This window comes from Micromonospora sp. NBC_00858 (assembly GCF_045207365.1).
Lineage (GTDB): Bacteria > Actinomycetota > Actinomycetes > Mycobacteriales > Micromonosporaceae > Micromonospora.
The window spans coordinates 3,081,510-3,106,613 of the sequence record NZ_CP108828.1 but is presented as its reverse complement, the minus strand read 5'-3'; the positions used below and the strand labels follow the sequence as shown (position 1 = coordinate 3,106,613).

The window sequence follows — 25,104 nt, the reverse complement described above, 5'->3', positions numbered from 1 at the left end:
CTTACTTCGCCAGCAGCGGCTGGATCTTGGTGCAGACGCCGTCGAGTACGGCCTTGACGTCCGCGTTCGGCTGCCACAGCGGGTCGAGGCCGGCGCGGACCTGCTGGCTCAACTCGGCCTGTCCGGAGTGGCTGGGCTTGACCACGCCGTTGGTGATGCCGTCGATGACGACCTTCTGCAGCTGCTCCGGCTTGAGCTTCGGGTTCGTCTTGGCGAGGGTCTCGGCGGTCAGCTGCGACTGGCGGGGCGCCGGGAAGAACTGGGCGAGCTTCGCCGAGTTCGTGGGGTTGGTGAAGAAGGCCACGAAGTCGGCCGCCTGCTTGGCGTGCGGGCTCTTCTTCATCACCCCGAGGCCGGCCTGGCCGACCACCGCGTAGTTCCCCTTCGGCCCGGTCGGCAGCGGCACCAGGTCCCACCCGAAGCCGCCGTCCTTCAGCAGCGAGGCGCGGGAGATCTGGGTGACCGTCATGGCCGAGTCACCGGCGAAGAAGTCGGCAGTCGTGCCCGGGCCGGGCAGCGCCTTCTGGGTGAAGGTGGCCTTGTGCAGGGTGGTCATCGCGTCGACCATCTCAGGGCTGTTGAAGCCGCAGGTCTTGCCGTCCTCGCTCCAAGCCTGGGCTCCCCACCCGGTCCAGAAGGTGGACAGGTTGTCCCAGCCCTTGTAGTCGAAGTCCCGAATGACCATGCCGGCCTTGCCGGAGTTCGCCGCCGTCGCCGCGGCGGTGGCCAGGGCGTTGTCCCAGGTCCACTGACCGGCCGCGATCAGCTCGGCTGGGGTCTTCTGCCCGGCCTTCTTGAGCATGTCGGTGTTGACGAAGACCCCGAACGGCGAGGTGGAGAAGGGGTACGCGTACAGCTTCCCGTCGTTCTGCCAGAGCTTGAGGGTGGCGGGGGAGATGTCCTCGTACTGGTAACCCTCGGCCTTCTTGAGCGTGTCGTCGAGGGGCAGCAGCGCGCCCGAGGCGACGAAGTCGGGCGCGGAGTTCTCGAACACCCACGCGAGGTCGGGCGCGTTCCCGCCCGCGATCTGGGTGGTCAGGGTCGTGGTGTAGGTGTCGAACGGCAGCGGGTCGAACTTGATCTCGGCCACGTCCGGGTGGCTCTTGCGGTACTCGTCGGCGATCTCGTTGAACAGCTTGAGGTGCGCCTCGTTGGCCGACCAGACGGTCATCCGCAGCTTCGCCGGGCCGCTGTCGCCGGCATCGTCGCCGCCGCCGCAAGCGGTCAGGGCGAGCGCGCCGGCCAGTGCCACGGCGACGCCGCGCATTGCCTTTCCTGCTCTCACAATCTTCTCCTCACCGGGGGTGTGTGTGTTCAGTAGCCCGCGATCCGCGGCCAGCGCTGTTCCACGCCGGCAGCGGTAAGGCGGTCCTGGAAATCGGCCAGCAGACGGGGGGTGTTGCGGACCGCACGCGGGGACTCGCCCCGCGCCAGACAGAAGTCGGCGAGCAGGCCGGCGACCTCGCCGACGTTCCACTCGACCGGGTGCAGCCGGTAGCTGCCGTTGGTGACGTGGGTGGTGCCGATGTTCTTGCCAGCCGGCAGCAGGTTCTCCATCCGCCGCGGGATCAGCGCGCCGAGCGGGATCTCGAACGGGCAGGAACCGACGTCGATGTAGTTGTCGCCGCCGGTCGACGGGTGCAGGTCGATCCGGTACATGCCCACGCCCACCGCGTCCGGGTAGCTGACCGCGCCGTGGTCGCCCCGGACCGCCAGGGACAGGTCCTGCTCGGCCACCGTGTACTCGGCCTGAATCCGGCGGGACTCGCGGATGTACGGGGCCTGTGCCAGGCCGTCCGAGCTGCCGGTCACGTCGCCGCGCAGCCGCAGTCCCGGGAAGCCGGTGCCGCCGTCCGGCCGGGGCGCCTCCGTCTGCAGCCAGTACAGCACCGAGTACGACAGCTCGCGGGCCTTGGACAGGTGCCACGACGCGTTCGGCACGTCGATGACCGGACCCTCGAAGTAGTCGATCATCGGCCAGTTGACCAGCGTGATGTCGCTGCCGTACGCGCCTTCGGTGAAGTTGCGCCGCGCAGCGATCCGCCGGAACGTCCACAGGTTGCCGTCACCGGGGTTGACGCGTTGATCGGCGTTGACGCTCAGCGGGTCGTCGTCCGGGTTGGGGGTGAAGCTGCGCTCGACGATCTCCAGCGTGCGGGGGTGTGGCGACTTCCAGGACAGCAGCCGGTCACCCCAGAAGTCGGGCTTGTAGTCGCGCCAGAAGTCGTACCCTGCGGGGCGGTCGATGGTGTGGTCGCCGTCGACGTGGTCGAGGGCGAAGCAGACGGACACCGCCTGCATGTTCATCGGCTGGGCCTCGGCCGGGGCGCTCGGCTCACCGGTCATCGCCTGCGACTCGAACCCGGTGACGTACTCGGTGCCCGTCAGCGGCAGCAACTCGCCGGTCTCGGTGGCGTCCAGGACGTACGGCGCGACCACGTCGATCCGCTCGTCCCGGTCGCGGTGTGCCAGCGTCACGCCGGTCACCCGGTCCCCGTCGGTCTCCGCGGCGACCGGCCGGTACGGCTGCAGCACCCGCAGCCGGCCCGAACCGAGGTACGGGGCGAGCATCTGTTCGAGGACGGCGACGGCCACCCGCGGCTCGTGGCAGAGCCGGCTCACCCAACCCGCACCGGGGTTGAGGTCGGTCCAGGCCCGGGACCGTTCGGTCAACGGGTAGTGGCGACGGTAGTAGTCGCGGATGCCGTTGCGCAGCGCCCGGTAGCTGGCGGTGGCGCCGAACTGCTCGATCCAGGAGTGTTCGTCCGGCGGGACGGCCTGGCTGGTGAGTTGCCCGCCGAGCCAGTCGAACTCCTCGGTCAGGATGACGGATCGGCCGGACCGGGCCGCGGCGAGCGCCGCGGCGACGCCGCCCAGTCCGCCCCCGACGACGAGGACGTCCGTACGCATGGTTACCACTTGCTTCCTTCCAGTTGCGCGGCTGACCGCTCAGCGTCGGTCGACCGCCCGATCAGGGGTGCCGAGGGTGATGCCCTCGACGAGTTCGCAGGCGAGAAGTCGTTGCTGGAGGCCGGCTGCGCTGCCATCGATGACGCCGGTCAACACCTCGACCGACTGTCGGCCCATCTCCTCGCGGGGGATGCGGAACCCGGTGAACGCGATGTCGGTGGGGACCGGGGACGTCGGGTCGCCGAGGGTCACGATCGACAGGTCGCCGGGCACGGTCAGGCCGCGCCGACGGGCGGCCGACTCCAGCGCGACCGCCGTGGCGAAGTCCTCCACGAAGACGGCGGTGGTTCCGTCGGCCAGCAGGGTGTCGACGGTCGTGTCGGCCTCCCCGGCCTGCGCTGACATCTGCCCGGCGCTCTCCGCGGTCGTCGCGGTGGCGTGGAAGCCACGGAGCCGGTCTTCGGAGGATTCCGCGGTGGTGCCCATGCTCACGTACGTCAGGCGGCGGTGACCGCGCCGCAGCGCCCCCTCGACGAGCTGGGCTACCGCCGAGGCGTAGTCGGCGCCGACGTAGGGGACCGGCCCGCCGGCGTCGTCGCGGCGCCCGACGGCGACGTACGGATATCCGTCACGGTTGAGCCGGTGCAGCTCCGCGCCGTCGATCTCGCGCCCGAGCAGGAGGCACCCGTCGGCCAGACGCAGCCGGTTGTCCTGGTGGAAGATGCGTCGCCGGCCGTCCACCACCGGTGCGCTGGTGAGCAGCAGCAGGTCGCAGCCGACCCGCTCGGCGTACTCCTCGATACCCAGCAGGAACGGGTGGAAGAAGTCCCGACTGCCGCTGGGGAAGGCGGGCTCGTACGTGAAGACGCCGATGATCCGGTTGAACCGCGAGGCGAGGCGGCGGGCCACGGGGTCGGCGGCGTACCCGGTCTCGGCGATGACCCGCAACACCCGGTCCCGGGTCTCCGCGGCGATGCGGACCTCGGCGTCGGTCCGATTGTTGAGCACCAGCGACACCGTCGCCTGACTGACACCGGCCATCCGCGCGACGTCACGCTGGGTGACGCGTCGGGGGGGAGCGGTCACGTCGGGTCCTTCCTGTGCGGCTAATGCGTATTAGCGCTCGGTGTTGGGGAGGAGCCTGGCGGGTGGACCGGCGTGTGTCAAGAGGTGGCCGCAAGATTTCCGCGCGGTAAATCCGCTGGAGTAATGCGCATTAGCGGTCGGGCCCCCGGCGGATTGGCGTGTGGCCCGGGTGGATCGGCGGGGAGTCGAACCGCCTCTTGACAGAAACGCCGCCGAGCGCGCAACATTCGAGAAACATAGATGCTAATACGTATTAGCTCGGCGGTGCCAGGGGGCACCCGCCGATCGATGTCCCCTGTGTACTAACTGAGCGTCACCCTTCGCCGCTTACGCCGCCGATCCGACCGACCGAAGAGGAAGCCGCATGACGAGACCATCCGCCCCGTCGTCCCGACGCGCTGTCCTGGCGGCCGCCAGTGCCGGCCTGCTCGTCGCCGCCGTGGCCGGCGCCCAGCCAGCAGCCGCCGAACCCCAGCTCGACTTCCCCCAGTTCACCTACCAGGGCACCGCGTTCGACAAGGGCACCCTCGCCTACAACCCGACGAACGAGTTCATCTTCCCGAGCGTCATCCGGGCCGCCGACTACTTCCCCAACCCGCTCGGCACCTACTACCTGTACTACGCGCCGCACGAGCGTCCCGGCGGGATCGCCCTCGCGTACTCCGACTCGATCAACGGTCCGTGGACCGAGTACGTCGCCAACCCCCTGATCAGCAACACCTGGCTGCCGTACTACGCGACGGTCAGCCACATCTCCTCGCCGCACGCGGTGTGGATCGAGGGCGAGGGCAAGCTCTTCCTCTACTTCCACGGCGAGAACTCCATCACCCGGTACGCAACCTCCGACGACGGCATCCACTTCAGCTACGGCGGGACGGCGATCAGCCGGAACGACACGACCGGTGGCGAGACCTCTTACGCCCGAGTGTTCGAGCAGTCCGTGCCCCGCCTGGGCACCCGGTACCTGATGGTCTTCATGGACAACCCGACCGCGGCACTGCCCGGACCGACCGGGCCCGTGTCGCGGCGGATCCGCTGGGCGGTTTCCAACGACGCGCGGACCTGGGCCATGCAGCCCGACCCGATCGTGACCCCGCAGGGCATCGAAGGCCCGAACGCCTCGGGACCGTTCTTCCTGCGCTGGAACGACCGCAACCTGGTGATCTACCACGCCGCCGACGGCAACATGCACGCGGTGGACGTCGGGCAGGACTTGGACCAGGAGATCCACCTCGGCATCGTGCACGACTCGATGTCCGCCGCGCCCGACCTCGGCCGCTCGGCCGCGCCGACGTTCTACTTCGATGGGCGTACCGCGCACATGTACTACGAAGCCGGCGGCCGGCTCACCGCGACCATCGGACACGCCACCGCCACCCTGGCAAACCCGTTGCCGGTACGGCAGCTCGATTGTGCGGCGGACCGACCGGTCCTGTGGCCGCCGAACCACATGCTGGTCGACGTCAACGTCACCGTGGGCCTGCACGACGGCGTGCTCGGCCCGAACGCGTTCACCCTGACCGGCGTGACCGGGGGTGACGCCGCGGACGTCAGTGGCTTCGCCATCGGCACGCCGGACACGAGTGGCAAGCTACGGGCCGAACGAGCCGGGAACGGTGGGGACCGGGTGTACCACCTCACGTATGCCGGCCACGACGAGATCGGACGGCCGCTTGGCTGCACCGTCACCGTCACCGTTCCACACGACCAAGGCAGCAACTAGTCACGTCGGAACCGGCCGGCACCGGTAGGTGTCGGCCGGTTCCGCAAGGCGGGACGTCGGCTACCCGGTCTGAGTCCCGGGTGCCGACACCGGCGGCGGCTGCAGCTCGTCGAGCGGCACTGCGGGGTCGGCCAGTCGGTCGACGTCGACCGGCTGACCTGCCGCGACGAGCCGCCGAATCGACGGGACGACGTCCCACACGTTGACGTTCATGCCGGCGAGCACCTGCCCGCCAGCGGTCCAGAAGGCGATGAACTCGCGCTTGGCGACGTCGCCCCGGACGACGACCCGGTCGAACGCCTCGGGCGGGGCGTGTCCGACGTACTCCATTCCCAGGTCGTACTGGTCGGTGTAGAAGTAGGGCAGGTCGTCGTAGCTGACGGGCTGTCCCAGCATGGCGCGGGCCGCCGCGGCACCGCCGTGGAGTGCGTTGGCCCAGTGCTCGACGCGCAGGCGCCGACGCAGCACGGGATGGTAGGCGATGGCGACGTCACCGGCGGCGTAGATCTCCGGGTCGGCGGTGCGCAGGGACGCGTCGACGACGATTCCGTTCTCGACGGTGAGGCCCGCCGTTGTCGCCAGCTCAGTGTTCGGCCGTACGCCCACGGCGACCACCACGGCGTCGGCGGGCACCTCGGTTCCGTCGGCCAGCAGGACCGAGGAGACTCGACCGGTGCCGCGGATCTCGCGGACCTCGGCGTCGAAGTGGAAGGTGACGCCGTGGTCCCGGTGCAGGTTGGCGAACACCCGGGCGATCTCGTCGCCGAGCACTCGGCGCAACGGCAGCGCGGCCGTTTCGACGATGTCGACGGTGGCGCCACGCTGCCGGGCGGCGGCGGCGACCTCCAGGCCGATCCACCCCGCTCCGACGATCACGATGTGCGCGCCGTCGACCAGCGCCGCGGCGATTCGACGGCTGTCGGCGAGGGTGCGCAGCCGCAGCACCCCGTCCAGGTGGACGCCGGGTGCCGCGAGGTCGCGGGGTCTAGCGCCGGTGGCCAGCAGCAGCTTGTCGTAGCGGATCTGCTGGCCGTCGGCGAACTGGACCATTCCGTCGGAGCGGTCGACGGCGACGGCGCGGGCGGCGGTGCGCAGGTCGACGTCATGCTCTGCGTACCACCCGGCGTCGTGCACGTACACGCTGTCGGGTTCGGCACCGCCGGTCAGCAGACCCTTGGACAGTGGGGGCCGCTCGTACGGCCGCTCTGGCTCGTCGCCGATCACGACGATCCCGCCGTCGAAGCCCTCCTCCCGCAGCGTCTGCGCGGCTCGCGCGCCGGCGAGCCCGGCTCCCACGATCACGAACGTGCCGGTCTTCGACATCGGTCCAGCTCCTTTCGAGGTACGTCGATCAGCGGGCGCCGACCCCGGTCAGGGTGAAGAACTCGGCGCGCGAGCGGTGGTCGTCGCGCAGGGTGCCGAGCAGGGTGGAGGTGATGGTGCTGCTGCCCACGGCCCGGACGCCGCGCAGCGTCATGCACAGGTGTTCGGCTTCGATGACCACGCCGACCCCGCGCGGGCGCAGTTGGTTGGTCAGCCAGTCGGCGATCTGTTTGGTCAAGCGTTCCTGGAGCTGCGGGCCGTGGGCGAACAGTTCGACCACCCGGGCCAGTTTGGACAGTCCCAGGATGCGTTCGCCGGGCAGGTAGCCGACGTGCGCGACGCCGACGAACGGCAGCAGGTGATGTTCGCAGACCGACCGGATCGGGATGGCCCGGGCCAGCACCAGCTCGTCGTAGCCTTCGTCGTTGTCGAAGGTGGTCAGCTGGAACTCGCGCGGGGTAAGCAGCTCGGCGTAGGCGCGGGCCATCCGGCCCGGGGTGTCGGCGAGCCCGTCGGCGGAGAGGTCGACGCCGAGCGCGGCCAGGAACTCCGCCGCCGCCCGTTCGGCGGCGGCCGGGTCGCGGCGGGGACGCTGGTGCTGCACCCGGAGGGCGGTGGCACTCACCTCAGCGACCTCCCGCGCCGACGGCCGCGAGCCAGGTGACGAATGCGGCGATATCCATCAGGAGTTCTCCCTGTCTGTGCTGTTGTAGCCCTGCGCCTGGTTGGTCGCGTCGGCGACGCGGACGCCGTACCGGTAGGCCAGTTCGCCGCCGATGAGCCGCACGGGAACCCCCAGAGGATTTCCACCAACGCCCATTGGTGTTATCGATCATGCTGCCCCAGCACGGCAGGAATTTCAATAGCCTTCGCTGGTGATAATCTCGGGGCTGTGAGCACGGGGGAGCGCTGGAGCGCGATGGCAGCGCTCGTCGACCGGTCCCGACGGGCGCTGTACGACTACGTGTGCCGGGCCGATCACCCCGTCACCCGGGAGGAGGCGGCCGAGGCGCACGGCATGTCCCGCAACCTCGCCGCGTTCCACCTCGACAAGCTCGTCGAGTCCGGCCTACTGCGGGCCCACTACCAGACGCCGGCCGACCAGCCCCGGGGCCGCGGCCGGACGCCGAAGGTCTACGAGGCCGCTGGCGACGGCGTGGCGATCACCGTTCCCGAGCGACGCTACGAGCTCATCGCCGAGATCCTCGCCGACGCGGTCGCCGACGACCCGCACGACGCCCCCGAGGCGGCGCGGCGGCATGCCCGGCAACGCGGCCGGGACATCGGCGCACGGGTACGCGACGCCGGTGAGGACCTCATCCCCGCGCTCGCAGGACTCGGCTTCGAACCCGAAACGCTCAGCGACCATGTGCTGCTGCGCAACTGCCCGTTCCACGCCCTCGCCACCCGGCAGACCGCCCTGGTGTGCGGGCTCAACCACGCGTTCCTCGCCGGCATGATCGACGGTGCGGGACGTACCGACCTGCTGCCCCGGCTCGCGCCGCGTCCCGGGGCCTGCTGCGTCCGGTTGGACGGCCTACCGGAGCACTAGCTGGCCCTCGGAGGCACCGGTCACGGTGAGATGCGAACCTCGACCGACCGGCAGTCGGAGCTGCTGTCGATGGGCACGTCGTTGGTGCCGCTCTTGTCAAAGGAGTGCGTGCCGGCGTAGACGACGACCCGGCGGGTTCCGGGTCTGGCACGGATTGCCCCACCTAGCGTTGACTTACTCTGCGTTAGCCGTGCGAGTGTCGCGATATTTCAGGGCGTCCCATATCTCTCCGCGGCAGGGTGCGTCCAAGCTGTATTGCGAAGATGGCGCCCATCAAGGGTAGGAACGCCGCCCCCCAACCACCCTCTAGGACAAAAGCCGCGATCGTTAAGCCGTTGAAAAGCAGCGCTAAGAGGAGGTAGAGCGCGAGGCGCATCTCCTGGAGAGACATGCGCCGAGTATTGCCGATGGGCACCTTCCAAACTGGCCCTCCGGGGCTGCGATGATGTTGCGGTGGGTCAGTTGACAGGGTGGGAATGCGTGGTCCAGGGCGCGCGGGTCCAGTTCATGCTTGGACAAGACGACGATCCGGCGATGGCCGACAACATCGATGCCCACGTCTACCTCGCTGACGGCACCCATCGCTACGCCACCTTGATGACACCGGATGCGATCGGTCGCGTCCTGAGAAGGTGGGCTGAAACTGGCGAGGCTGGCGGCGGCCGGTACTTCTGGTGCTCGGACCTCGTCATCATTCCAAGACCCGGCATCGCGACGATGGCGGAAGCCCTGGAAGAGATGATCCGATCCGGGGATGGAGCCGTGGCTCTGGGCAAGGTGGAGGGCGATTCCGCCCTGCCTGAGTGACTAGCTGGGCGACAATCGGAGAGCACCAGACTGGACGCCGGTGGACAGCGGTGGACGAGTCGGCCCAGCGAAGTCGGCAGTCGACGCGGGTTGGGGCGTCATGATGGTTGCCTGGGGTCAAGGGGTCGTCGGTTCGAATTCGGCGTCCCGACAGTCAGCTGCGCCGGCTCTGGATTGGGGCTCAAAGCTGGGAGTGGACTAGCTTCTGGGCCGTGAGGACCCTCGGTTGGCTTCGCGCCGTGCTCGATAGGCTTTTCATGGGACGGCCAGGGAGACCGCTGCCGCCCCGCCCACTGCGCCGGAGTGCATGCCGCTGCTTGAGTTGGCCCGGTTGCTCGCTGGGCGGCACCACGACAGGGTCGCTAGTGCCTACGTGGAGGTCATTACCTTCGCATCAGCCGACGAGATCGTGGCGATGCTGAAGGTAATGCTCGAAGAGGACTGGATGGGTCTCCCGGTCTGGGCGCGGAACCTTGCGTTCCGGCTGGCGTGCCTTCAACGGCCGGAGGATGTTGAGCTGTTGCGAGTGGCGGCCAGTGACCTCCGCGCCTTTGGCCCGGACTGGGACACCATCGCCGAGGAGCTCTACCACCGGGCAGACAGCCTGGTCGCCGGGCAGGATCTGACCTGCCCCTGACTCCTTGCGCGGGATCGTGGAGCATTCGGGACGCAGCGCAACGGTTGTCGTGAGGAGAGCGTTGAGGGATCACCGGCGGAAGTGCTGCGGCACGAGGACCAGGCGGTGGACCAGCGCCAGGCCCCAGCCGAGCGCGTGGTGATGTGCCGCAGGCGGGTGGGCGCTGGGCGGTCGTCCGGTTGCTCGGCGACCACGCAACACCTACGTCTGGATCAGCGCCCACCTGTCTGCGGCGGTCCTTTTATACGTCGGAGCGAGCCATGTGCCGGGCGGCGCGCATCCCGAACACCACGGCGGGCCCGATCGTGGATCCCGGGCCGGGATAGGTGCTGCCCATCACCGAGGCGGAGTTGTTGCCCGCCGAGTACAGGCCGTCGATCACCGTGCCGTCCTCGCGCAGCGCACGGCCGTTGGCGTCGGTGAGCACTCCGCCCTTGGTGCCGAGGTCACCGATGACGACCTTGAAGGCGGTGAACGGACCCTTCTCGAGCGGACCGAGGCAGGCGTTGGGGTGCACGGTCGGGTCGCCGTAGTAGCGGTCGTACGCCGAGTTTCCGCGACCGAAGTCCCCGTCGACGCCAGAGCGGGCGAAGCCGTTGAACCGATCGACGGTTGCTTGCAGCCGCGTTGGGTCGATGCCGATCCGGCCCGCCAGTTCGGCGAGGGTGCTGCCCTTGGCCATGATCCCGGCCTCGCGCATCGCCTTGTTGTTCTTCGGGTCCAGCGCGAAGGTCCGCAGGTAGCGGCGCGCGTGGCGGACGTCGGCGATCATCCAGTACGCGCCGTCCTTGTCGTGTTCGAGCATGTGGTGGCCCAGGTCGACGTAGGACTCCGACTCGTTGGCGAAACGGTCGCCCCGGGCGTCCACGATGATCGAGTACGGCAGCGAGCGCTCGCCGACGATGAAGGACGGGTCGTGGCCGGGGGTGGCGGCGACGGAGGCACCCCACCAGGCGTCGTCCATCAGCTCGACCGCCGCGCCGGCCTGCTGCGCCAGCTCGGTGGGGCGGCCCAGGTTGGCCGGGTTGCCGGACGGGAAGCCGTCGATGCCGTGGTACTTGCGCCGCCACTCGGTGTTGTGATCGAACCCGCCGCCGGCCAGCATGACGCCCCGCGTGGCACGCACCGTCACCGGCTTTCCATCGCGGGTGGTGCGCACGCCGGTGACCCTGCCGTCGCTGATCAGCAGTTCCTCCAGCGGGGCGTTGAGCCACAGCGGCACCTGATGCTTGAGCACCACCGCCTGCAGGAACGCGCTGGACAGTCCGGCGCCGATGCCGACCAGGCGCTGGCCGCGGACGACGCCGCCGAGCGCACGGAACACGAACTGGGCGCCGCGGATGAACCCGGCGGGAGTGGACCAGGCGCGGCCGAGCAGCCACACGTCGTCGGTCTTGATCGGCATCCCGGCGGGCGCGCTGATGGTCTTCCACCATGCGCCGATGACCTTCGAGTTGAGCGGCTTCACCTCGATCGCCCGGCCGATCTTCCCGCCGGGCAGCTCCGGGTAGTAGTCGGGGTAGTCGGTGGAGCGGGCGAAGGTCATGCCGTACTTCTCTGCGGTGAGGACGAAGTCCTCGATGCCGTCGACGAAGGCTTCCTTGCGCTCACGGAAGGTGGAGCGCCCGGTGTCACCGACCGTGGCCTCGAGGTAGGTGAGCGCCTCCTCGCGAGAGTCGCCGACGCCGGCGCGCCGCATCAGGGGGTTGTTCGGCAACCACATCCCGCCGCCGGACATCGCTGTGCTTCCGCCCCACTTGTCGCTTGACTCGATCATCAGGACGCTCAGCCCCGCGTCGATCGCGCCCAGCGCGGTGGCGAATCCGGCCCCGCCGCTGCCGACCACGACGACGTCGTAGGTGTGGTCGAACGTGCCGGCGGACTGCGCGGTGGTGTCGGTCATGGCTGGTCCTTCCCGAGGCATGCAACCAACCGGACAATCCTGTCCGGTTGTTATAGTGCAGCATGCCCTCCACCAGCGGTCGCGTCAATCGTGGTCCGGCTGCGGCCTCGCAAAATCGGCTGGCCATCCTCCGATCGGCGCGCCGGTTGTTCACCGCGCGCGGCTATCACGTGCCGCTCAGCGCGATCGCCAAGGACGCCGAGGTCGGGCAGGGTGTGCTGTACCGGCACTTCCCGACCCGGCTCGATCTGGCGTTCGCGGTGTTCGAGGAGAACTTCGCGCAGCTGGAGGCGATCGCCGCCGAGCCGGACGCGGGCGCGTTCGGCCGGCTCTGGGACCGCTTGATCCAAATGACCGTGGAGTCCGCCGCGTTCGTGGAGATGGCGGTGGACGCCCGGCGCAACGTGCCGGAGTACACCGGCGGCACACGTCTGCAGTCCCTGATTCAAGACACCCTCCCGCGCGCGCAGGCGGCCGGGCTGGTCGACCACCGCGCCACCGTGGACGACATACTGCTCGCACATCGGATGGTCTACGGCGTCATCGTCACCGCGGTGGATCCGGCCGAAGTCGGGCAGGCCGTGGACCGCGCCTCGTATCTGCTCCGTCGACAGAGCACGTGAGTGAAGGTCTGCTGACGTGGCGGGCCGGGCGGCGGCCCGCTCTCCTGGGGGCCGGCTTGGTCCGGGTCACTCGTCGTTGAGCACGCTGGTGTTCTGGCATGCGGTGAGACGCCATTGCCCCTCTTCCTTCGCCATGACGAACATCGGAGTGCCGACCTCCTGACCGTCGGGCGTCTGATACACCTGCCGGACCTTGACGGCCACGACGTCGGGGCGAATGAACAGCACGTGTTCGATGTCGAACGTCACGCTGGTGTCTCGCATCGCGCCGGGCAGCACCTGACGGGTGAATACGGAGATCGCTTCGCGGCCGAACAGCCGCCTGCCGTGGCCCGTTGTCCAGATCGCGTCGGCCCGGAACAGGTCGACGAACTCATCAGGGAGCTCGTTGTTCTGGGAATGTTCGACAGCGGCTACCACCTGCTTGATCGCTTCAATGTCGGCTTCGCGTGTCGGTTCGTTGATCTGTGCTGCGGTCATGTCCGCACGCTAAGACATCAAGCTGGGTCGAGGTCTACGGCTTCAGCGTGTGAGCAGGTCCACTGTGGCGCGGTTGCATGAGCCGCTGCCGGTGATGGCGGTGACCCCGCTTTCGTTATCGCCGGTCTCGCAGGGTGTTGGTTGCGGCGAGGGTGACCGCGAGGCAGCGGGTGACGAACCTGCCGGCGATGGCGAGCGCCTGGTTGCCGCGGCCGGAGATCGCGCTCGGCCAGGGTCCCTGGTGATGCAAAAACCGGGCGTGCACTTCTGCCGCCGGCAAAGCGTGCGGGCCGCCGCGCGGGGTCAAGCAACCGCCCCGGCCACTTGGCGGTGGATCGTATGAGCCTGGACCCCACCGGCCCGCTGGCCCAGTCGACCAGGACATCGATGTCGAATTGATCTCTGGCAAGTGGTCGGTACGTGGAACACTGACCCGATGTCATCGAGCGTTCCGCGCACCGTCAAGGCGATCGACGCCGCCGAACTGATGCGCTTGGACGACGAGGCGCGCGATCACGGATTCAACTGCCACCACGGAGCCGGATGGCTTGCCGCGAACGCGGATCTGTCCACCGTTCACTACCTACGGCCGGCGATGGTGCACGACGCCGGTCGGCGGCCAGAGTTCTCACCCCACTGGCGTTGCATGCTGCTCCTGCGGGTCCGCGACGGTCAGGAGGTCTTTTCGCTGTTGGATATCTGGCCCGCGTCGTTCGATCAGCTGCCAGAGTCCCTGGACGCGGCGACCAAGTCAGCGATCTCCTACCGGTTGCAGTTCGGAGGTCTGCTCACACAGGCGCAGTGGATCGGCTCGGGCGCCCCTGCGTGACCTGGCGGGGTGGCAGTGGCGCGACCGGGCGAACTGCCGTGAACTGGGCGTGCTCGTACCGGGTGGCGGAGAGCAGCAGCAGCCACTCGTCGCAGTCCTGCCACGGGTATAGGTCGGCGGCTCCACCGCGTACGGTCCGGGGCCCGTCTCCGGTCCGTGCACGCGCGTCTGCTGGCGCGCCCGCGAACCCGGGGATCCACACATCGGCGCAGAGCTCGTTCGCCGACCCCATCGCCGCCAGCCCGAACGCGTTCTCGCCGGCAGCGGTCCGCGCCTCGTCGCCGAAGTCGTCGAGCAGTTGGTCCTCGCCGGGTTTCCCGTCACCGCGGAAGGTCAGCGTGGTGGTGCCGGCCCGGGCCGCGTATTCCCACTGCGCCTCGCTGGGCACCCGGAACGGCAACAGCTTGAGCAGGTCCTCCAGGTCGTCTTCGAGCCGGGCCGTGCCGGTGTCCGTCTCGGCGTAGTCGTCCTCATACTCGGGCAGCCAGTGCCGGACCTGCGCCACCGTCAGCGGATGCCGGGCGATCAGGAACGGCTCGACCCGCACCTCGCGTACCGGCTGTGCGTCCTCGGCGCCGGCGAGGAACGGCTCGACGGTGTCCTCGACACCGCCGCTGCGCTCGATGGCGCGTACCGCGTCCAACTCCTCGTCGGACAAGCCCATCCGGAACGAGCCGCCCGGAACCTTTCGGAACACCACGCCCGACGGGGTGTGCCGCCATGCCGGGCGCCCGGCCACGATCTCCTCGGTCCACATCGCGCCGAACGCTAGCAGCCCGCTCGCCGGTCGCCCTTTCTGACGGCCCCGCAGCTTGCGAACGGGCCCGTCGGCCGACCTCTCAGTTGTTGCTGAACGCCTGGGGGCCTAGGTCCGCCGGGTGTCCTTGACGAACACGATCCCGTCGGTGTTGGCCAGGTGGGCCGGGTCCAGCGGGGAGTAGCCGTACCAGGGCGACACGCGGGGGGCGGGCGTGGTGTCGGCGAGGGCGGCTGCCAGCCGGCGGGTGTCGACCAGGCAACGCTGCTGCGGGAGCGCGTACAGCAGTCCCTCGACGGTGTCCGGGGGCGGGGCGTCAACCCCCTGGTGGCGGATCGTGCCGAGGGCCGTGGCCAGGAAGGCGTACCCCTCGCCCTGGTGGGCGCTGACGATCGCGCCAGCGCTCCACCACTCCAGCGGCAGGTCGCCCATCCGCATCGTGCTCCTGTCCCGCTGAAGGTGGCCGTTGTGGGCGTACACCAGGGTCGGGTGCCGTTCGGCGAAAGCGAGCAGGTTGGCGGCCATCATCGAAGCCCGCGAGCCCAGCAGCCTCGCCATCCGGCCCGGTAACGTGTCGGCCATCCAGAAGTGGTAGCGCAGCAGCCCGGTGGCGGTACGCCCGTACAGGCGTGCCCGGTCCCAGTCGTCCCAAGTGGACGCCGCGATCAGGTGTGGTGTCTGCGCGTCGAGTAGGGCCACCAGGTCATCGGCGAGCAGACGCAGCTCGTTGGCCTCGGGCGTCTGCCCCACGGACTGGGACGGGTCCATCATCGCGGCGGGATTGGTCCACCGGTCGTCGGCGCCGAGCAGGCGGTCGAGCGTTTCCGCGGTGCGGGGAAGCAGGTCGGCGTCGACCCAGGCGGTGAGGTAGGCGTGGAGTGCGGTGAGTGCCTGCCGAGGGCTCGCGGCGCCGGTGATCTCCAGCGGGCCGTCGAAACCGGCGAAGCGGAGCTGCTGTGACGGGGGCCGGCCGTCGTTGTACGCGCGCATCCAACGCACCAGCTCGCGGTTGGCCGCGGACGCGCCGAACCCGTGGCTGAAGCCGCGCTCCATGACCTCGTCGAGGGTGCCGGTGCCCGAGGTGACGTAGTCGTCCACGACCAGGCCCATCACGCAGTCGCTCTCGATGGCGATCGTCCGGTAGCCCTCCTGCTCGACGAGTTGCCGGAAGAGATCGTTTCGCACGTCGAGCAGAACGTCCTCGCCATGGGTGGGCTCGCCCAGGGCGAGCAGCCGCGGCCTGGCCGGGAGCAACCCCATGACGGTCACAGCGTCGACGGCGTGGGCGGCGTCGGTGATACCAGCAGTCATACCCCTGAACGTTATCGTTGAACCAACGGCGCAAACTTTTCGTCGATTTCAGCAGGAGGGCTCGGCGAAACCTTCAAAGCGAAGGCCAGACGCTCTGCGTGCCCGCAGCGCGGCTTACTGACGCGGCCGTCTCGCCTTCGGCACGGACGATGGTCGGATCTGATCGCCCGACCCAGGTAGCGGCGGCTCGTGAGGTGATTCCGATTGATCGTCTCCCACCTGCTGGCGTCGTGCCGCGTCGGCCGGCGAGGATCCCTACTTGTTCGCGGCCGGTCAGCTACTCAACTGCCGCGCGGCGGGAGGAGGGGGTCGCCGCCTGGATCCGGGCCCGTTGGTGCCGCACGCGGTCCGGTTGCTGGTCAGGTGTCGGGTTCACTGAGCGTGATATTGCTGCTTCGCCACAACGCCCCGGCGTGATCTGGGTACGGCTCGTCGGATCAGGTACCGTCGCCTGTCACACAGTCTTTGCACCAACCTGGCTGCCCATCACGAGGGAAGCCGAACCGGAGGGACACAGCCGTGAGGTTCCAGAGCGCAGTCCGCAGTGCCGGCCTCGTCGTGGCGATTGCCGCCCTGGCGGTGAGCGCGGGATGTGCCAAGAAGGATGACAGCGAGGTCCAGGCGAGCGGAGTCAAGCTGGTCGAGGCCGGCAAGCTGACGGTCTGCACCCACCTGCCGTACCCGCCGTTCCAGTCCAAGGACGCCAGCGGCAAGGTCACCGGGTTCGACGTCGAGCTGATGGATCTGGTCGCCAAGGAGCTGGGCGTCGAGCAGACGATCATCGACACGCCGTTCGAGGGGATCAAGTCCGGCCAGGATCTGAACACCGGCAAGTGTGACGCGGCCGCTGCCGGCATGACGATCACTGAGGAACGGCAGAAGGTGATGAACTTCTCCGACCCGTACTTCGATGCGACCCAGGCGATGCTGATCAAGACGGGCAAGCCGTACAAGGCGCTCGACGACCTCAAGGGCAAGAAGCTCGGCGTCCAGGCGGCCACCACGGGCCGTGACTACGCCCGGAAGTTCGAGCAGGAGAAGGGCCTGCAGCTCGTCGAGTTCGAAGACCTCGCCGCCCTGCAGCAGGCCGTCTCCAACGGCCAGGTCGAGGCCGCCATCAACGACCTGCCGGTCTGGACCGAGTACCTCAAGAAGAACCCGGGCGGGTTCGAGGTGGCCGCCGAGTTCGACACCGGCGAGCAGTACGGGTTCTCGGTGAAGAAGGACAGCAACCCGGAGCTGCTCAAGAAGATCAACGAGGTGCTGGCCAAGGCCAAGCAGGACGGCTCGTACAACACGATCTACGAGAAGTGGATCGGCAAGCAGCCGAGCGCGTGATCGAAGCTGACGGCAGGAGGGCGCGCGGCTCGCGCGCCCTCCTCGTACGCAACCTCCGGGAAGGCAAGGAGCGAAGAACGTGAAGCTGCGACGCCGCCAGCGAGAGCGGCTGTCCCTCTGGCTCCAGTACCTGGCCTTCATCGCCATCATCGCCACGGTGGTCTTCGCCGCCGACTGGGGCAGGCTGAAAGACGCGTTCTTCCGCGTCGACATCATCCAGTCGATGTTCCCGACGATCATCACCGTCGCGCTGCGCAACACGGTCCTCTACACGCTGGGTGCGTTCGCCTTCGGTCTCGTGTTCGGCACCATCCTCGCGCTGATGCGGCTGTCCCGGGTGGCTCCGTACCGCTGGGTGGCCACGGCGTACATCGAGCTGTTCCGGGGTCTGCCCGCGCTGCTGGTGCTCTTCCTCGTCGGGTACGGCATTCCCATCGCCTTCCCGGAGCGGGAGATCCCCGGCGGCGTCTTCGGTTCGATCGCGATCGGTCTCGGGTTGACCGCTGCGGCATACATGGCCGAGACCATCCGGGCCGGCATCCAGGCCGTGCCGAAGGGACAGATGGAGGCGGCGCGCACCCTCGGCATGTCGCACTTCACCGCCATGCGCACGATCGTCATCCCGCAGGCGTTCCGGATCGTGATCCCGCCGCTGACCAACGAGCTCATCCTGCTCACCAAGGATTCGTCGTTGGCGTACGTGCTGGGCGTGACGGCGCAGACCATCGAGGTCACCAAGTTCGGTCGGGACATGCTGAACGACCGGGTGAACGTCACCCCGCTGCTGGTGGCCGGCCTCGCCTACCTGATCATCACCCTGCCCCTGTCCCAGGTGGTACGACGCCTCGAACTCCGATACGCCAAGGCTCGGTGACCCGCATGACGACCACACAGCCCCGCCCCGCCGTCGAGATCCGCGACCTGCACAAGTCCTTCGGGCCGCTCGAAGTGCTCAAGGGCATCGACTTCGAGGTCGGTCAGGGCGAGGTGGTCTGTGTCATCGGGCCGTCCGGGTCCGGCAAGTCGACGCTGCTGCGGTGCGTCGACCTTCTGGAGGAGCCGACCGCCGGCAAGATCTGGGTGAACGGGGTCGAGATGACCGACCCGGATGTCGAGATCGACGCGGTGCGCCGCGGCATCGGCATGGTCTTCCAGTCGTTCAACCTGTTCCCGCACCTGACCGTGCTGAACAACCTCACCATCGCCCAGCGCCGGGTGCTGCGGCGTGGCCGCGCTGAGGCCGAGCGGATCGCGCGGGACAACCTGGAGCGCGTCGGTCTGACCGACAAGGCCGACGTGTTCCCCGCACAGTTGTCCGGGGGGCAGCAGCAGCGGGCGGCGATCGCCCGGTCGCTGTCGATGGAGCCCAAGCTGATGCTCTTCGACGAGCCGACCTCCGCGCTCGATCCGGAGTTGGTCGGCGACGTGCTCACCGTCATGCGCAAGCTTGCCGAGGACGGCATGACGATGATGGTGGTCACCCACGAGATGGCGTTCGCCCGGGACGTCGCCGACCGGGTCGTGTTCATGGACGGCGGCGTGGTGGTCGAGCAGGGGCCGCCGCAGGAGGTACTCGGCGCGCCGCGGCACGAGCGGACCCGCTCGTTCCTCTCCCGGGTCCTCGACCCGACCCATGTCGCGCAGCTCGGTCAGCCCGACCAGGCTCCCGAGCCACCGGAGCCGCCTCGCCTGCCGGCGGACGACCGCCACAACCTCTGACAACCGCTCACGTACGTCTGTCCGCCGGGCTGCCCCGACGCTGTCCGCCGATGCGGTAGTGGTACCGGCACAGCTCGGTGAAACCCGCCCCGTCGTACAGCCGCCGCGCGGCGGTGTTGTCGGGTTGGACCTGGAGGTACAGGTGCTCGGTGCCGTGGTCGGCGGCCCAGCGGGCGAGGGCGGCGAGGATGGTCCTGGCAGCGCCTCTGCCGCGGGCGGCCGGGAGCGTGGCCATCCCGAACACGCCCGCCCAGCCGGTTTCGATGACCGCACGGCCGGCCGCGACGACACCGGCCTCGGTCAGCACCGAGGCGTACCCGCTGCGCTGGCGTACCCGGCGGAGCATGTCCCACTCACGGCCGGGGTCGCCCCCGCTGGCGTGCACCGCCAGCCAGGCGTCGAACCACGCGGCGGTCGGTTGATCGTCCAGGCGGACTCGCAGCCCATCCCCGGGTAGCCGGTCGATGACCTGCGCGGTCGGGGCCGACTGCAGCGACATCGTGCTGTCGGCGCGGTAACCGCGCTCGGCCAGCGCGTCGTCGAGGCCGACCGGGCAGGCCCCCGGGCTGATCTGGAATCGGGTGCACGTCCCGTGGCCGGCGTAGAACTCCTCAACGGATCGGATCGTGCCCGACAGGTCCGCCGGCACGGCGTCGCTGTGCGGCAGCACCGAGCTGGCCCACCACGCTCCGCTGTCTCCGTACCGCAACCACCAGCCGTCGAGGTGGTCGAGGACCATCGCGGGAAGGGCCCGGGCCGACCGCTCCTGCAAGCCTCGGACGAGGCCAGGGGGGTCAACGGCGACAACTGTCGACATGCGACCGTCTCCTCGACACCGGCCCGAACCCGAGCCCTTGGCTGCCGCTGGGGTCACTGAGCGTGGCGGATTGGCGTGCGGGGCATTCATGGTCAATCGAGCGTCGTCGTGATGTCAAGGTAACCTTCTTGCAATCAGGCCTGTACTTTCGTCGATGGATTACATAAGTTGCTGTTATCCATCGAAAGTTCTGAGTCTTCCGAGCAAAGTCCGCGACGAGGTCCACGCAGTCGTGCTGCCGCCCTTCATGCTCGGCGGTCGCTGCACCGTGCCCTCGTCACGGCTTCGCCCGGTGAACGGAGACCCATGGACGACAATTCCGTCGGCTCCCACCGCCACCTGTCCCGCAGATCCCTGATCGCCACCGGAGCCCTCGCCGCCGGAGCACTGGGCGCGTCCGCCCCCGCGATCGACGCCGCGTTCCGAGGCAGCCCAGCCCGGGCCGCGGCCGGTGTCACGAAAAAGGTCACCATCTACGCCGAGCAGTTGCCCGGAGGGCTGTTCGGGTACGGCCTGGCGCCCGGCCAGGCCACGGTGCCGGGGCCGCTGCTGGAGATGTACGAGGGTGACACCCTGGAGATCACCCTGGTCAACACCACCAACCAGCGGCTGTCCATCCATCCACACGGGGTGGACTACAGCACCGACTCGGACGGCAGCCCGCTCAACGCCTCGTTCAACAATCCCGGTGAGACCCGGACGTACGTGTGGCGCTCGCGGGAGATGTTCCTCGCCTCAGGCCGGCGGTTCATGCCGGGCAGCGCCGGCTACTGGCACTACCACGACCACGCCATGGGCACCGACCACGGCACCGGCGGTGTCGCCAAGGGACTGTACGGGGCGCTGATCGTCCGGCGTCGCGGCGACATCCTGCCGGAGAAGCAGTACACGGTCGTGTTCAACGACATGATGATCAACAACCGGATGGCCCCGGACACCCCGATGTTCGAGGCGAACCTGGGTCAGCGGGTGGAGTGGATCGCCATCGGCCACGGCGGCACCTTCCACACCTTCCACCTGCACGCCCACCGCTGGGCGGACAACCGCACCGGAATGCTCGAGGGCCCGAGCGACCCGAGCCTGGTGATCGACAACAAGGACCTCAATCCGGGCAGCTCGTTCGGCTTTCAGGTGCTGGCAGGCGAGGGCGTCGGACCCGGGGCGTGGATGTACCACTGCCACGTGCAGTTCCACTCCGACGGTGGCATGGCCGGGATCTTCCTGGTGCGCAACGCCGACGGCAGCATGCCGCCGGGCGCCGAAGAGGCCATCCATCGGTTCCAAGGCCACACCCACACACACGGAAGCTGACTGAACCGAAAGTGGGGACGGGGATGACAAGAACAGTACGACGAGCACTCGCCGCGGTAGCGGCCATCGCAACGCTGATGCCGGCAACGGCGGCGGCAGCCGCACCGGGGGCGGTAGCCGCACCGAAGGCGGTAGCCGCATCGAAGGCGGCGCAGGAGAACAAGACAGCGGTCCTCGTTTTCCACGGGCCGGTGGCGGAGCAGCAGGACCCGGTTTCCCGTGCTGCGGAGGCAATCCGGGATCTTGGCGCAGACCATGACATCGATGTCACGGCTACCACGAACCCCGCCGTCTTCACCACGGCCGGGCTCTCGGCGTACCGCAGCGTGGTTTTCCTCTCCGCGACCGGCGCCGCGCTCAACCGTGACCAGGAAGCGGCGCTGCAGAGCTACATGAAGGCCGGCGGCGGTTTCGTCGGCATCGCCGACGCCGCCCGCGCGCAGGTCGACTCGGCCTGGTTCACCGGCCTGATCGGCACCCGCCCGGCGGGCGCCATCCCGGTGGCCGAGCCGGTCGCCCGGGTGACCGCCAGCGGCGAGAACCCGCCGAACGAGACCAAGGAAAAGCTGACCGACGGCGACGCCAACACCAAGTGGCTCGTCCGCACCCCGACGGCCTGGGTGGGGTACGAGCTGAGCGCGCCCAAGCGGATCACCGGCTACGCGTTGACCTCGGCCAACGACTCCTCCGGCCGCGACCCGAAGGACTGGACCCTGCAGGGCTCCGCGGACGGCCAGAGCTGGACCGATCTGGACCGGCGCACCGGCCAGAGTTTCCCGGACCGGTTCCAGACCCGCCGGTTCGACATCGCCACGCCGCAGGAGTTCAAGCACTTCCGGCTGAACATCACCGCGAACAGCGGCGAGCCGCTGACCCAGCTCGCCGACCTGCGCCTGTTCACCGGCAGCACCACCGCACCAGAGCCGCCCGCGGTGAACCAGGCGGTCGTCGACATCCTGGACCGGAAACACCCGGCTACGGCCTCGCTGCCGATGACGCTCACCCGGTCGGATCGCTGGGACAACTGGGACCCGAACCCGATCGGCACGGTGCACACCGTCGCCCAGGTCGAGGAGCGCCACTACAACGCGGGACCGGGCGCCAACGGGCCGTTCCACCCGGTGTCCTGGTGTCGGGACTACGACGGCGGCCGGTCGTTCTACACCGGCATGGGCCACACCGAGGGCAGCTACGGCGAGGCGGCGTTCCGTACGCACCTGGCTGGGGCGCTCAAGTGGACCACCGGCCTTCAGCGCGGTGACTGCCAGGCGACGATCGCCGCGAACTACAAGGTGGAACGGCTCACCGCGGCCAACCAGACCGGGCAACTGGACCAGATCGGCGAGCCGCACGGGCTCACCGTCGCACCGGACAACACCGTGTTCTACGTCGGCAAGGCGGCCTGCCCGAGCGGCCCGATCGTGGACTGGAACAACCCGAACGTCGGCCTGGGCTGCGGCACCATCCACTCGTGGGACCCGCGCACCAACCAGGCCAAGCTGCTCACCACCCTTGAGGTGATGGGCAACCGGGGCAGCGGCTCCGAACTCGTGAAGAACGAGGAGGGCCTGCTCGGCATCGTGCCCGACCCTGCGTTCGCCCAGAACGGCTGGCTCTACGTCTACTGGATGCCGCACGACTCGGTTGACCGGGTGAAGCGGGTCGGGCAGCGCACCGTCTCCCGATTCACCTACGACCGTGCGACCCAGACCATCGACCAGGCCACCCGCAAGGATCTGCTCCAGTTCCCGGTGCAGATCCACAGCTGCTGCCACGCCGGCGGCGGCATGGCGTTCGACGCCAAGGGCAACCTCTACGTGGGCTCCGGCGACAACAACTCCTCCGAGGGATCGCAGGGCTACTCCGGCAACAACTGGACCCAGGAGTACCAGGGGATCTCGTTCCAGGACGCCCGCCGCACCTCGGGCAACACGAACGACCTGGCCGGCAAGATCATCCGGATTCACCCGGAGCCGGACGGCACGTACACCATCCCGGAGGGCAACCTGTTCCCGCCGGGCACCGAGAAGACCCGACCGGAGATCTACGTGATGGGCGTGCGCAACATCGCCCGCCTCCAGGTCGACCCGGAGCACCAGTGGCTGACCGCTGGCTGGGTTGGCCCGGACGCCTCGTCGCCGAGCCCGACGCTGGGCCCGGCCAAGTACGAGACCGCCACCATCATCACCTCGGCCGGCAACCATGGCTGGCCGTACTGCATGGGCAACCGGCAGCCGTACCGGGACCGCAGCACCACCGACGCGACCGTGCTCACCGGCTGGTACGACTGCGACGACCTGAAGAACGAGTCGCCGCGCAACACCGGCCTGGTGAACATCCCGCCGGCCCGGGACAACATGATCTGGTACTCCCCGGACGGCGGCGGACCCGTGTTCCCGGAGCGGACGGACGGCAGCGGCCTCCCGACCTACGTCGCGGCCGACGCCACCTACACCCAGCCGTACCTGCGCGGCGGCGGCCAGGCCATCATGTCCGGTCCGACCTACCACCGTGACCTCGTCGACACGAACAGCGGCGTGGCCTGGCCGGAGTACTGGGACGAGAGGTGGTTCATCGGCGACCAGTCGAACGCGTCCAACCGGGTCGCGGTCACCGTCGACCCAGCCGGCGTGCCGACTGCCGCCCCGCCGGTGTTCGCCGAGTCGCTGCGGGCCATCATCCCCAGCGGCAACGGCGACGCCCGGCTGCAGAGCTGGATGGACGCCAAGTTCGGCCCGGACGGCGCGCTCTACCTGCTGGACTACGGAGGCGGCTTCTTCAGCCTGCACCCCAACCAGAAGCTGATCCGGATCACCTACACCGGAGGCGCACCCACCCCGGCGCCGGCCGCGACGTCGGTAGCCGTGCAGAACAAGCCGCTGACCATCGCCTTCAACGGCTCTCGCTCCGGCGGCGTCAGCTACCGGTGGGAGTTCGGCGACGGCGCCACGTCGACCGAGGCGAACCCTCGGCACACGTACGCCCGGGTCGGCACCTACGCCGCGAAGCTGACCGTCACGTACGCCGACGGCGAGACGGCGACGGTGCAGACCACGGTCACGGTGGGCTGCGCGGTGCCGGACAACCGGGACACCGTGTGGCTCGGCGACACGGACACCGGGGTGCCCAGCCGTACGGTCGGGCAGGGCTGCACCATCAACGACCTGATCGACGACGAGAGCACCTGGGCCGACCACAACAGCTTCGTCCGGCACGTGACCGCGGTGACCCGCGCGTTGCAGGACGACGGTCTGCTCAGCGCCCGCGAATCCGGCACGCTGACCCGGCTGGCCGCCGCGTCCGAGATCGGCCGCGATGGACACACCGGGTACGAGCCGCTCTTCAACGGCACCGCCGAGTCGCTGCTCGGTTGGCAGCAGGCGCCGTCCGGATCGTTCGGCATCCAGCCGGACGGCTCGCTGCGGTCCAGCGGTGGCCTGGGCATGCTCTGGCACACCAAGGAGTTCGGCGACTTCTCGCTGAAGTTGCAGTTCCGCGACATCGCGCCAGGCACCGGCCGGGCCAACAGCGGCGTCTTCACCCGATTCCCGGACCCGCGGATCCCGCTGGACCAGCGTCCGCCGGGCAGCTGCGGCACGGTCGGGTCTGCCCGGACCTCACCGGCGTGGGTGGCGATCTACTGCGGACACGAGATCCAGATCTACGACGGTGAGACCGGCGAGCCGCAGAAGACCGGCTCGGTCTACAACTTCGACCCGGTGCCGCTGGCCCAGGCCGGCGTCACCCCGAAGGACCAGTGGAACGACTACGAGATCCGCGTGGCCGGGCAGCACTACACGATGATCCGCAACGGTGTGGTGATCAACGAGTTCGACAACACACCGGGCAAGCAGTCCTCCCGTGCCGGCGACCCGCCGACCGATCTGCGGCAGTTCCTCAGCGGCTTCATCGGGCTGCAGAACCACGGCGACAACGACCTGATCGAGTTCCGCAACATCCGCGCGCGGGAACTCTAGG

The 25,104-nt window shown here is 69.0% G+C and carries 21 protein-coding genes; 11 read left to right on the top strand and 10 right to left on the bottom strand.

Annotated elements, in window-relative coordinates; genetic code table 11:
* Position 1: 1 nt before the first annotated feature.
* The 3 genes from OG990_RS14525 to OG990_RS14515 are packed head-to-tail and all read right to left on the bottom strand — an operon-like array spanning position 2 to position 3,996.
* The gene (locus OG990_RS14525; RefSeq protein ID WP_328417792.1) at positions 2–1,285 is read right to left on the bottom strand and encodes a sugar ABC transporter substrate-binding protein; all 1,284 of its coding nucleotides are present in this window, start codon (positions 1,283–1,285) and stop codon (positions 2–4) included.
* Between the two features lie 29 nt (positions 1,286–1,314).
* Positions 1,315–2,910 (bottom strand): FAD-dependent oxidoreductase, encoded by a 1,596-nt coding sequence (locus OG990_RS14520; protein WP_328417790.1) that lies wholly within the window; start codon positions 2,908–2,910, stop codon positions 1,315–1,317.
* Between the two features lie 39 nt (positions 2,911–2,949).
* The gene (locus tag OG990_RS14515; RefSeq protein ID WP_406080923.1) at positions 2,950–3,996 is read right to left on the bottom strand and encodes a LacI family DNA-binding transcriptional regulator; all 1,047 of its coding nucleotides are present in this window, start codon (positions 3,994–3,996) and stop codon (positions 2,950–2,952) included.
* Between the two features lie 364 nt (positions 3,997–4,360).
* On the opposite strand from OG990_RS14515, the gene OG990_RS14510 reads away from it, so the two are divergent.
* Positions 4,361–5,719 carry a hypothetical protein gene (locus OG990_RS14510; RefSeq protein WP_406080922.1) on the top strand — a complete coding sequence of 453 codons (1,359 nt, stop codon included), beginning with the start codon at positions 4,361–4,363 and terminating at the stop codon, positions 5,717–5,719.
* Positions 5,720–5,779: 60 nt separating this feature from the next.
* Here OG990_RS14510 and OG990_RS14505 read toward each other — a convergent pair whose 3' ends face one another.
* Together OG990_RS14505 and folE are read right to left on the bottom strand one after the other, a co-directional pair.
* On the bottom strand, positions 5,780–7,042 hold the full coding sequence (locus tag OG990_RS14505; protein WP_406080920.1) for an NAD(P)/FAD-dependent oxidoreductase: 1,263 nt from the start codon (positions 7,040–7,042) through the stop codon (positions 5,780–5,782).
* Between the two features lie 28 nt (positions 7,043–7,070).
* Positions 7,071–7,667, bottom strand: a complete 597-nt coding sequence (folE, locus tag OG990_RS14500; protein WP_406080918.1) for a GTP cyclohydrolase I FolE — start codon at positions 7,665–7,667, stop codon at positions 7,071–7,073.
* A 267-nt stretch (positions 7,668–7,934) separates the two neighbouring features.
* On the opposite strand from folE, the gene OG990_RS14495 reads away from it, so the two are divergent.
* From OG990_RS14495 to OG990_RS14485, 3 genes are all read left to right on the top strand, one after another.
* Positions 7,935–8,594, top strand: coding sequence for a helix-turn-helix transcriptional regulator (locus OG990_RS14495; RefSeq protein WP_406080916.1), 660 nt, complete (start codon positions 7,935–7,937; stop codon positions 8,592–8,594).
* Between the two features lie 453 nt (positions 8,595–9,047).
* Positions 9,048–9,401, top strand: a complete 354-nt coding sequence (locus tag OG990_RS14490) for a hypothetical protein (RefSeq protein ID WP_406080914.1) — start codon at positions 9,048–9,050, stop codon at positions 9,399–9,401.
* Between the two features lie 373 nt (positions 9,402–9,774).
* The gene (locus tag OG990_RS14485; RefSeq protein WP_406080912.1) at positions 9,775–10,038 is read left to right on the top strand and encodes a hypothetical protein; all 264 of its coding nucleotides are present in this window, start codon (positions 9,775–9,777) and stop codon (positions 10,036–10,038) included.
* A 241-nt stretch (positions 10,039–10,279) separates the two neighbouring features.
* Here the strand turns inward: OG990_RS14485 and OG990_RS14480 are convergent, their stop codons facing one another.
* Positions 10,280–11,941, bottom strand: coding sequence for an FAD-binding protein (locus tag OG990_RS14480; protein ID WP_406080911.1), 1,662 nt, complete (start codon positions 11,939–11,941; stop codon positions 10,280–10,282).
* A 62-nt stretch (positions 11,942–12,003) separates the two neighbouring features.
* On the opposite strand from OG990_RS14480, the gene OG990_RS14475 reads away from it, so the two are divergent.
* Positions 12,004–12,564, top strand: coding sequence for a TetR/AcrR family transcriptional regulator (locus OG990_RS14475; RefSeq protein ID WP_406080909.1), 561 nt, complete (start codon positions 12,004–12,006; stop codon positions 12,562–12,564).
* A 66-nt stretch (positions 12,565–12,630) separates the two neighbouring features.
* Here the strand turns inward: OG990_RS14475 and OG990_RS14470 are convergent, their stop codons facing one another.
* A complete protein-coding gene (locus OG990_RS14470) occupies positions 12,631–13,044 on the bottom strand; it encodes an SgcJ/EcaC family oxidoreductase (RefSeq protein WP_328417769.1) in 414 nt (137 codons plus the stop codon).
* A 436-nt stretch (positions 13,045–13,480) separates the two neighbouring features.
* On the opposite strand from OG990_RS14470, the gene OG990_RS14465 reads away from it, so the two are divergent.
* The gene (locus OG990_RS14465) at positions 13,481–13,873 is read left to right on the top strand and encodes a hypothetical protein (RefSeq protein WP_406080908.1); all 393 of its coding nucleotides are present in this window, start codon (positions 13,481–13,483) and stop codon (positions 13,871–13,873) included.
* Here the strand turns inward: OG990_RS14465 and OG990_RS14460 are convergent.
* Positions 13,833–14,630, bottom strand: coding sequence for a formylglycine-generating enzyme family protein (locus tag OG990_RS14460; RefSeq protein ID WP_406080907.1), 798 nt, complete (start codon positions 14,628–14,630; stop codon positions 13,833–13,835). The genes OG990_RS14465 and OG990_RS14460 overlap by 41 nt on opposite strands.
* 108 nt (positions 14,631–14,738) lie before the next feature.
* Positions 14,739–15,941, bottom strand: coding sequence for an erythromycin esterase family protein (locus OG990_RS14455; protein WP_406080905.1), 1,203 nt, complete (start codon positions 15,939–15,941; stop codon positions 14,739–14,741).
* Positions 15,942–16,460: 519 nt separating this feature from the next.
* Here OG990_RS14455 and OG990_RS14450 point away from each other — a divergent pair.
* From OG990_RS14450 to OG990_RS14440, 3 genes are all read left to right on the top strand, one after another.
* Entirely contained in the window at positions 16,461–17,279 is an 819-nt protein-coding gene (locus tag OG990_RS14450) for a basic amino acid ABC transporter substrate-binding protein (RefSeq protein ID WP_328417761.1), read from the top strand.
* Positions 17,280–17,358: 79 nt separating this feature from the next.
* Positions 17,359–18,153: an amino acid ABC transporter permease gene (locus OG990_RS14445; protein ID WP_328417759.1), complete on the top strand. Its 795-nt coding sequence runs from the start codon at positions 17,359–17,361 to the stop codon at positions 18,151–18,153.
* 5 nt (positions 18,154–18,158) lie between these two features.
* Positions 18,159–18,998 carry an amino acid ABC transporter ATP-binding protein gene (locus tag OG990_RS14440; protein WP_386992352.1) on the top strand — a complete coding sequence of 280 codons (840 nt, stop codon included), beginning with the start codon at positions 18,159–18,161 and terminating at the stop codon, positions 18,996–18,998.
* Positions 18,999–19,005: 7 nt separating this feature from the next.
* On the opposite strand, the gene OG990_RS14435 is transcribed toward OG990_RS14440, so the two are convergent.
* Positions 19,006–19,815, bottom strand: coding sequence for a GNAT family N-acetyltransferase (locus OG990_RS14435; RefSeq protein ID WP_406080903.1), 810 nt, complete (start codon positions 19,813–19,815; stop codon positions 19,006–19,008).
* Positions 19,816–20,121: 306 nt separating this feature from the next.
* On the opposite strand from OG990_RS14435, the gene OG990_RS14430 reads away from it, so the two are divergent.
* Together OG990_RS14430 and OG990_RS14425 are read left to right on the top strand one after the other, a co-directional pair.
* Entirely contained in the window at positions 20,122–21,126 is a 1,005-nt protein-coding gene (locus OG990_RS14430; RefSeq protein ID WP_355602950.1) for a multicopper oxidase domain-containing protein, read from the top strand.
* Positions 21,127–21,203: 77 nt separating this feature from the next.
* Positions 21,204–25,103: a ThuA domain-containing protein gene (locus tag OG990_RS14425; protein WP_406080901.1), complete on the top strand. Its 3,900-nt coding sequence runs from the start codon at positions 21,204–21,206 to the stop codon at positions 25,101–25,103.
* Position 25,104: the final 1 nt, after the last annotated feature.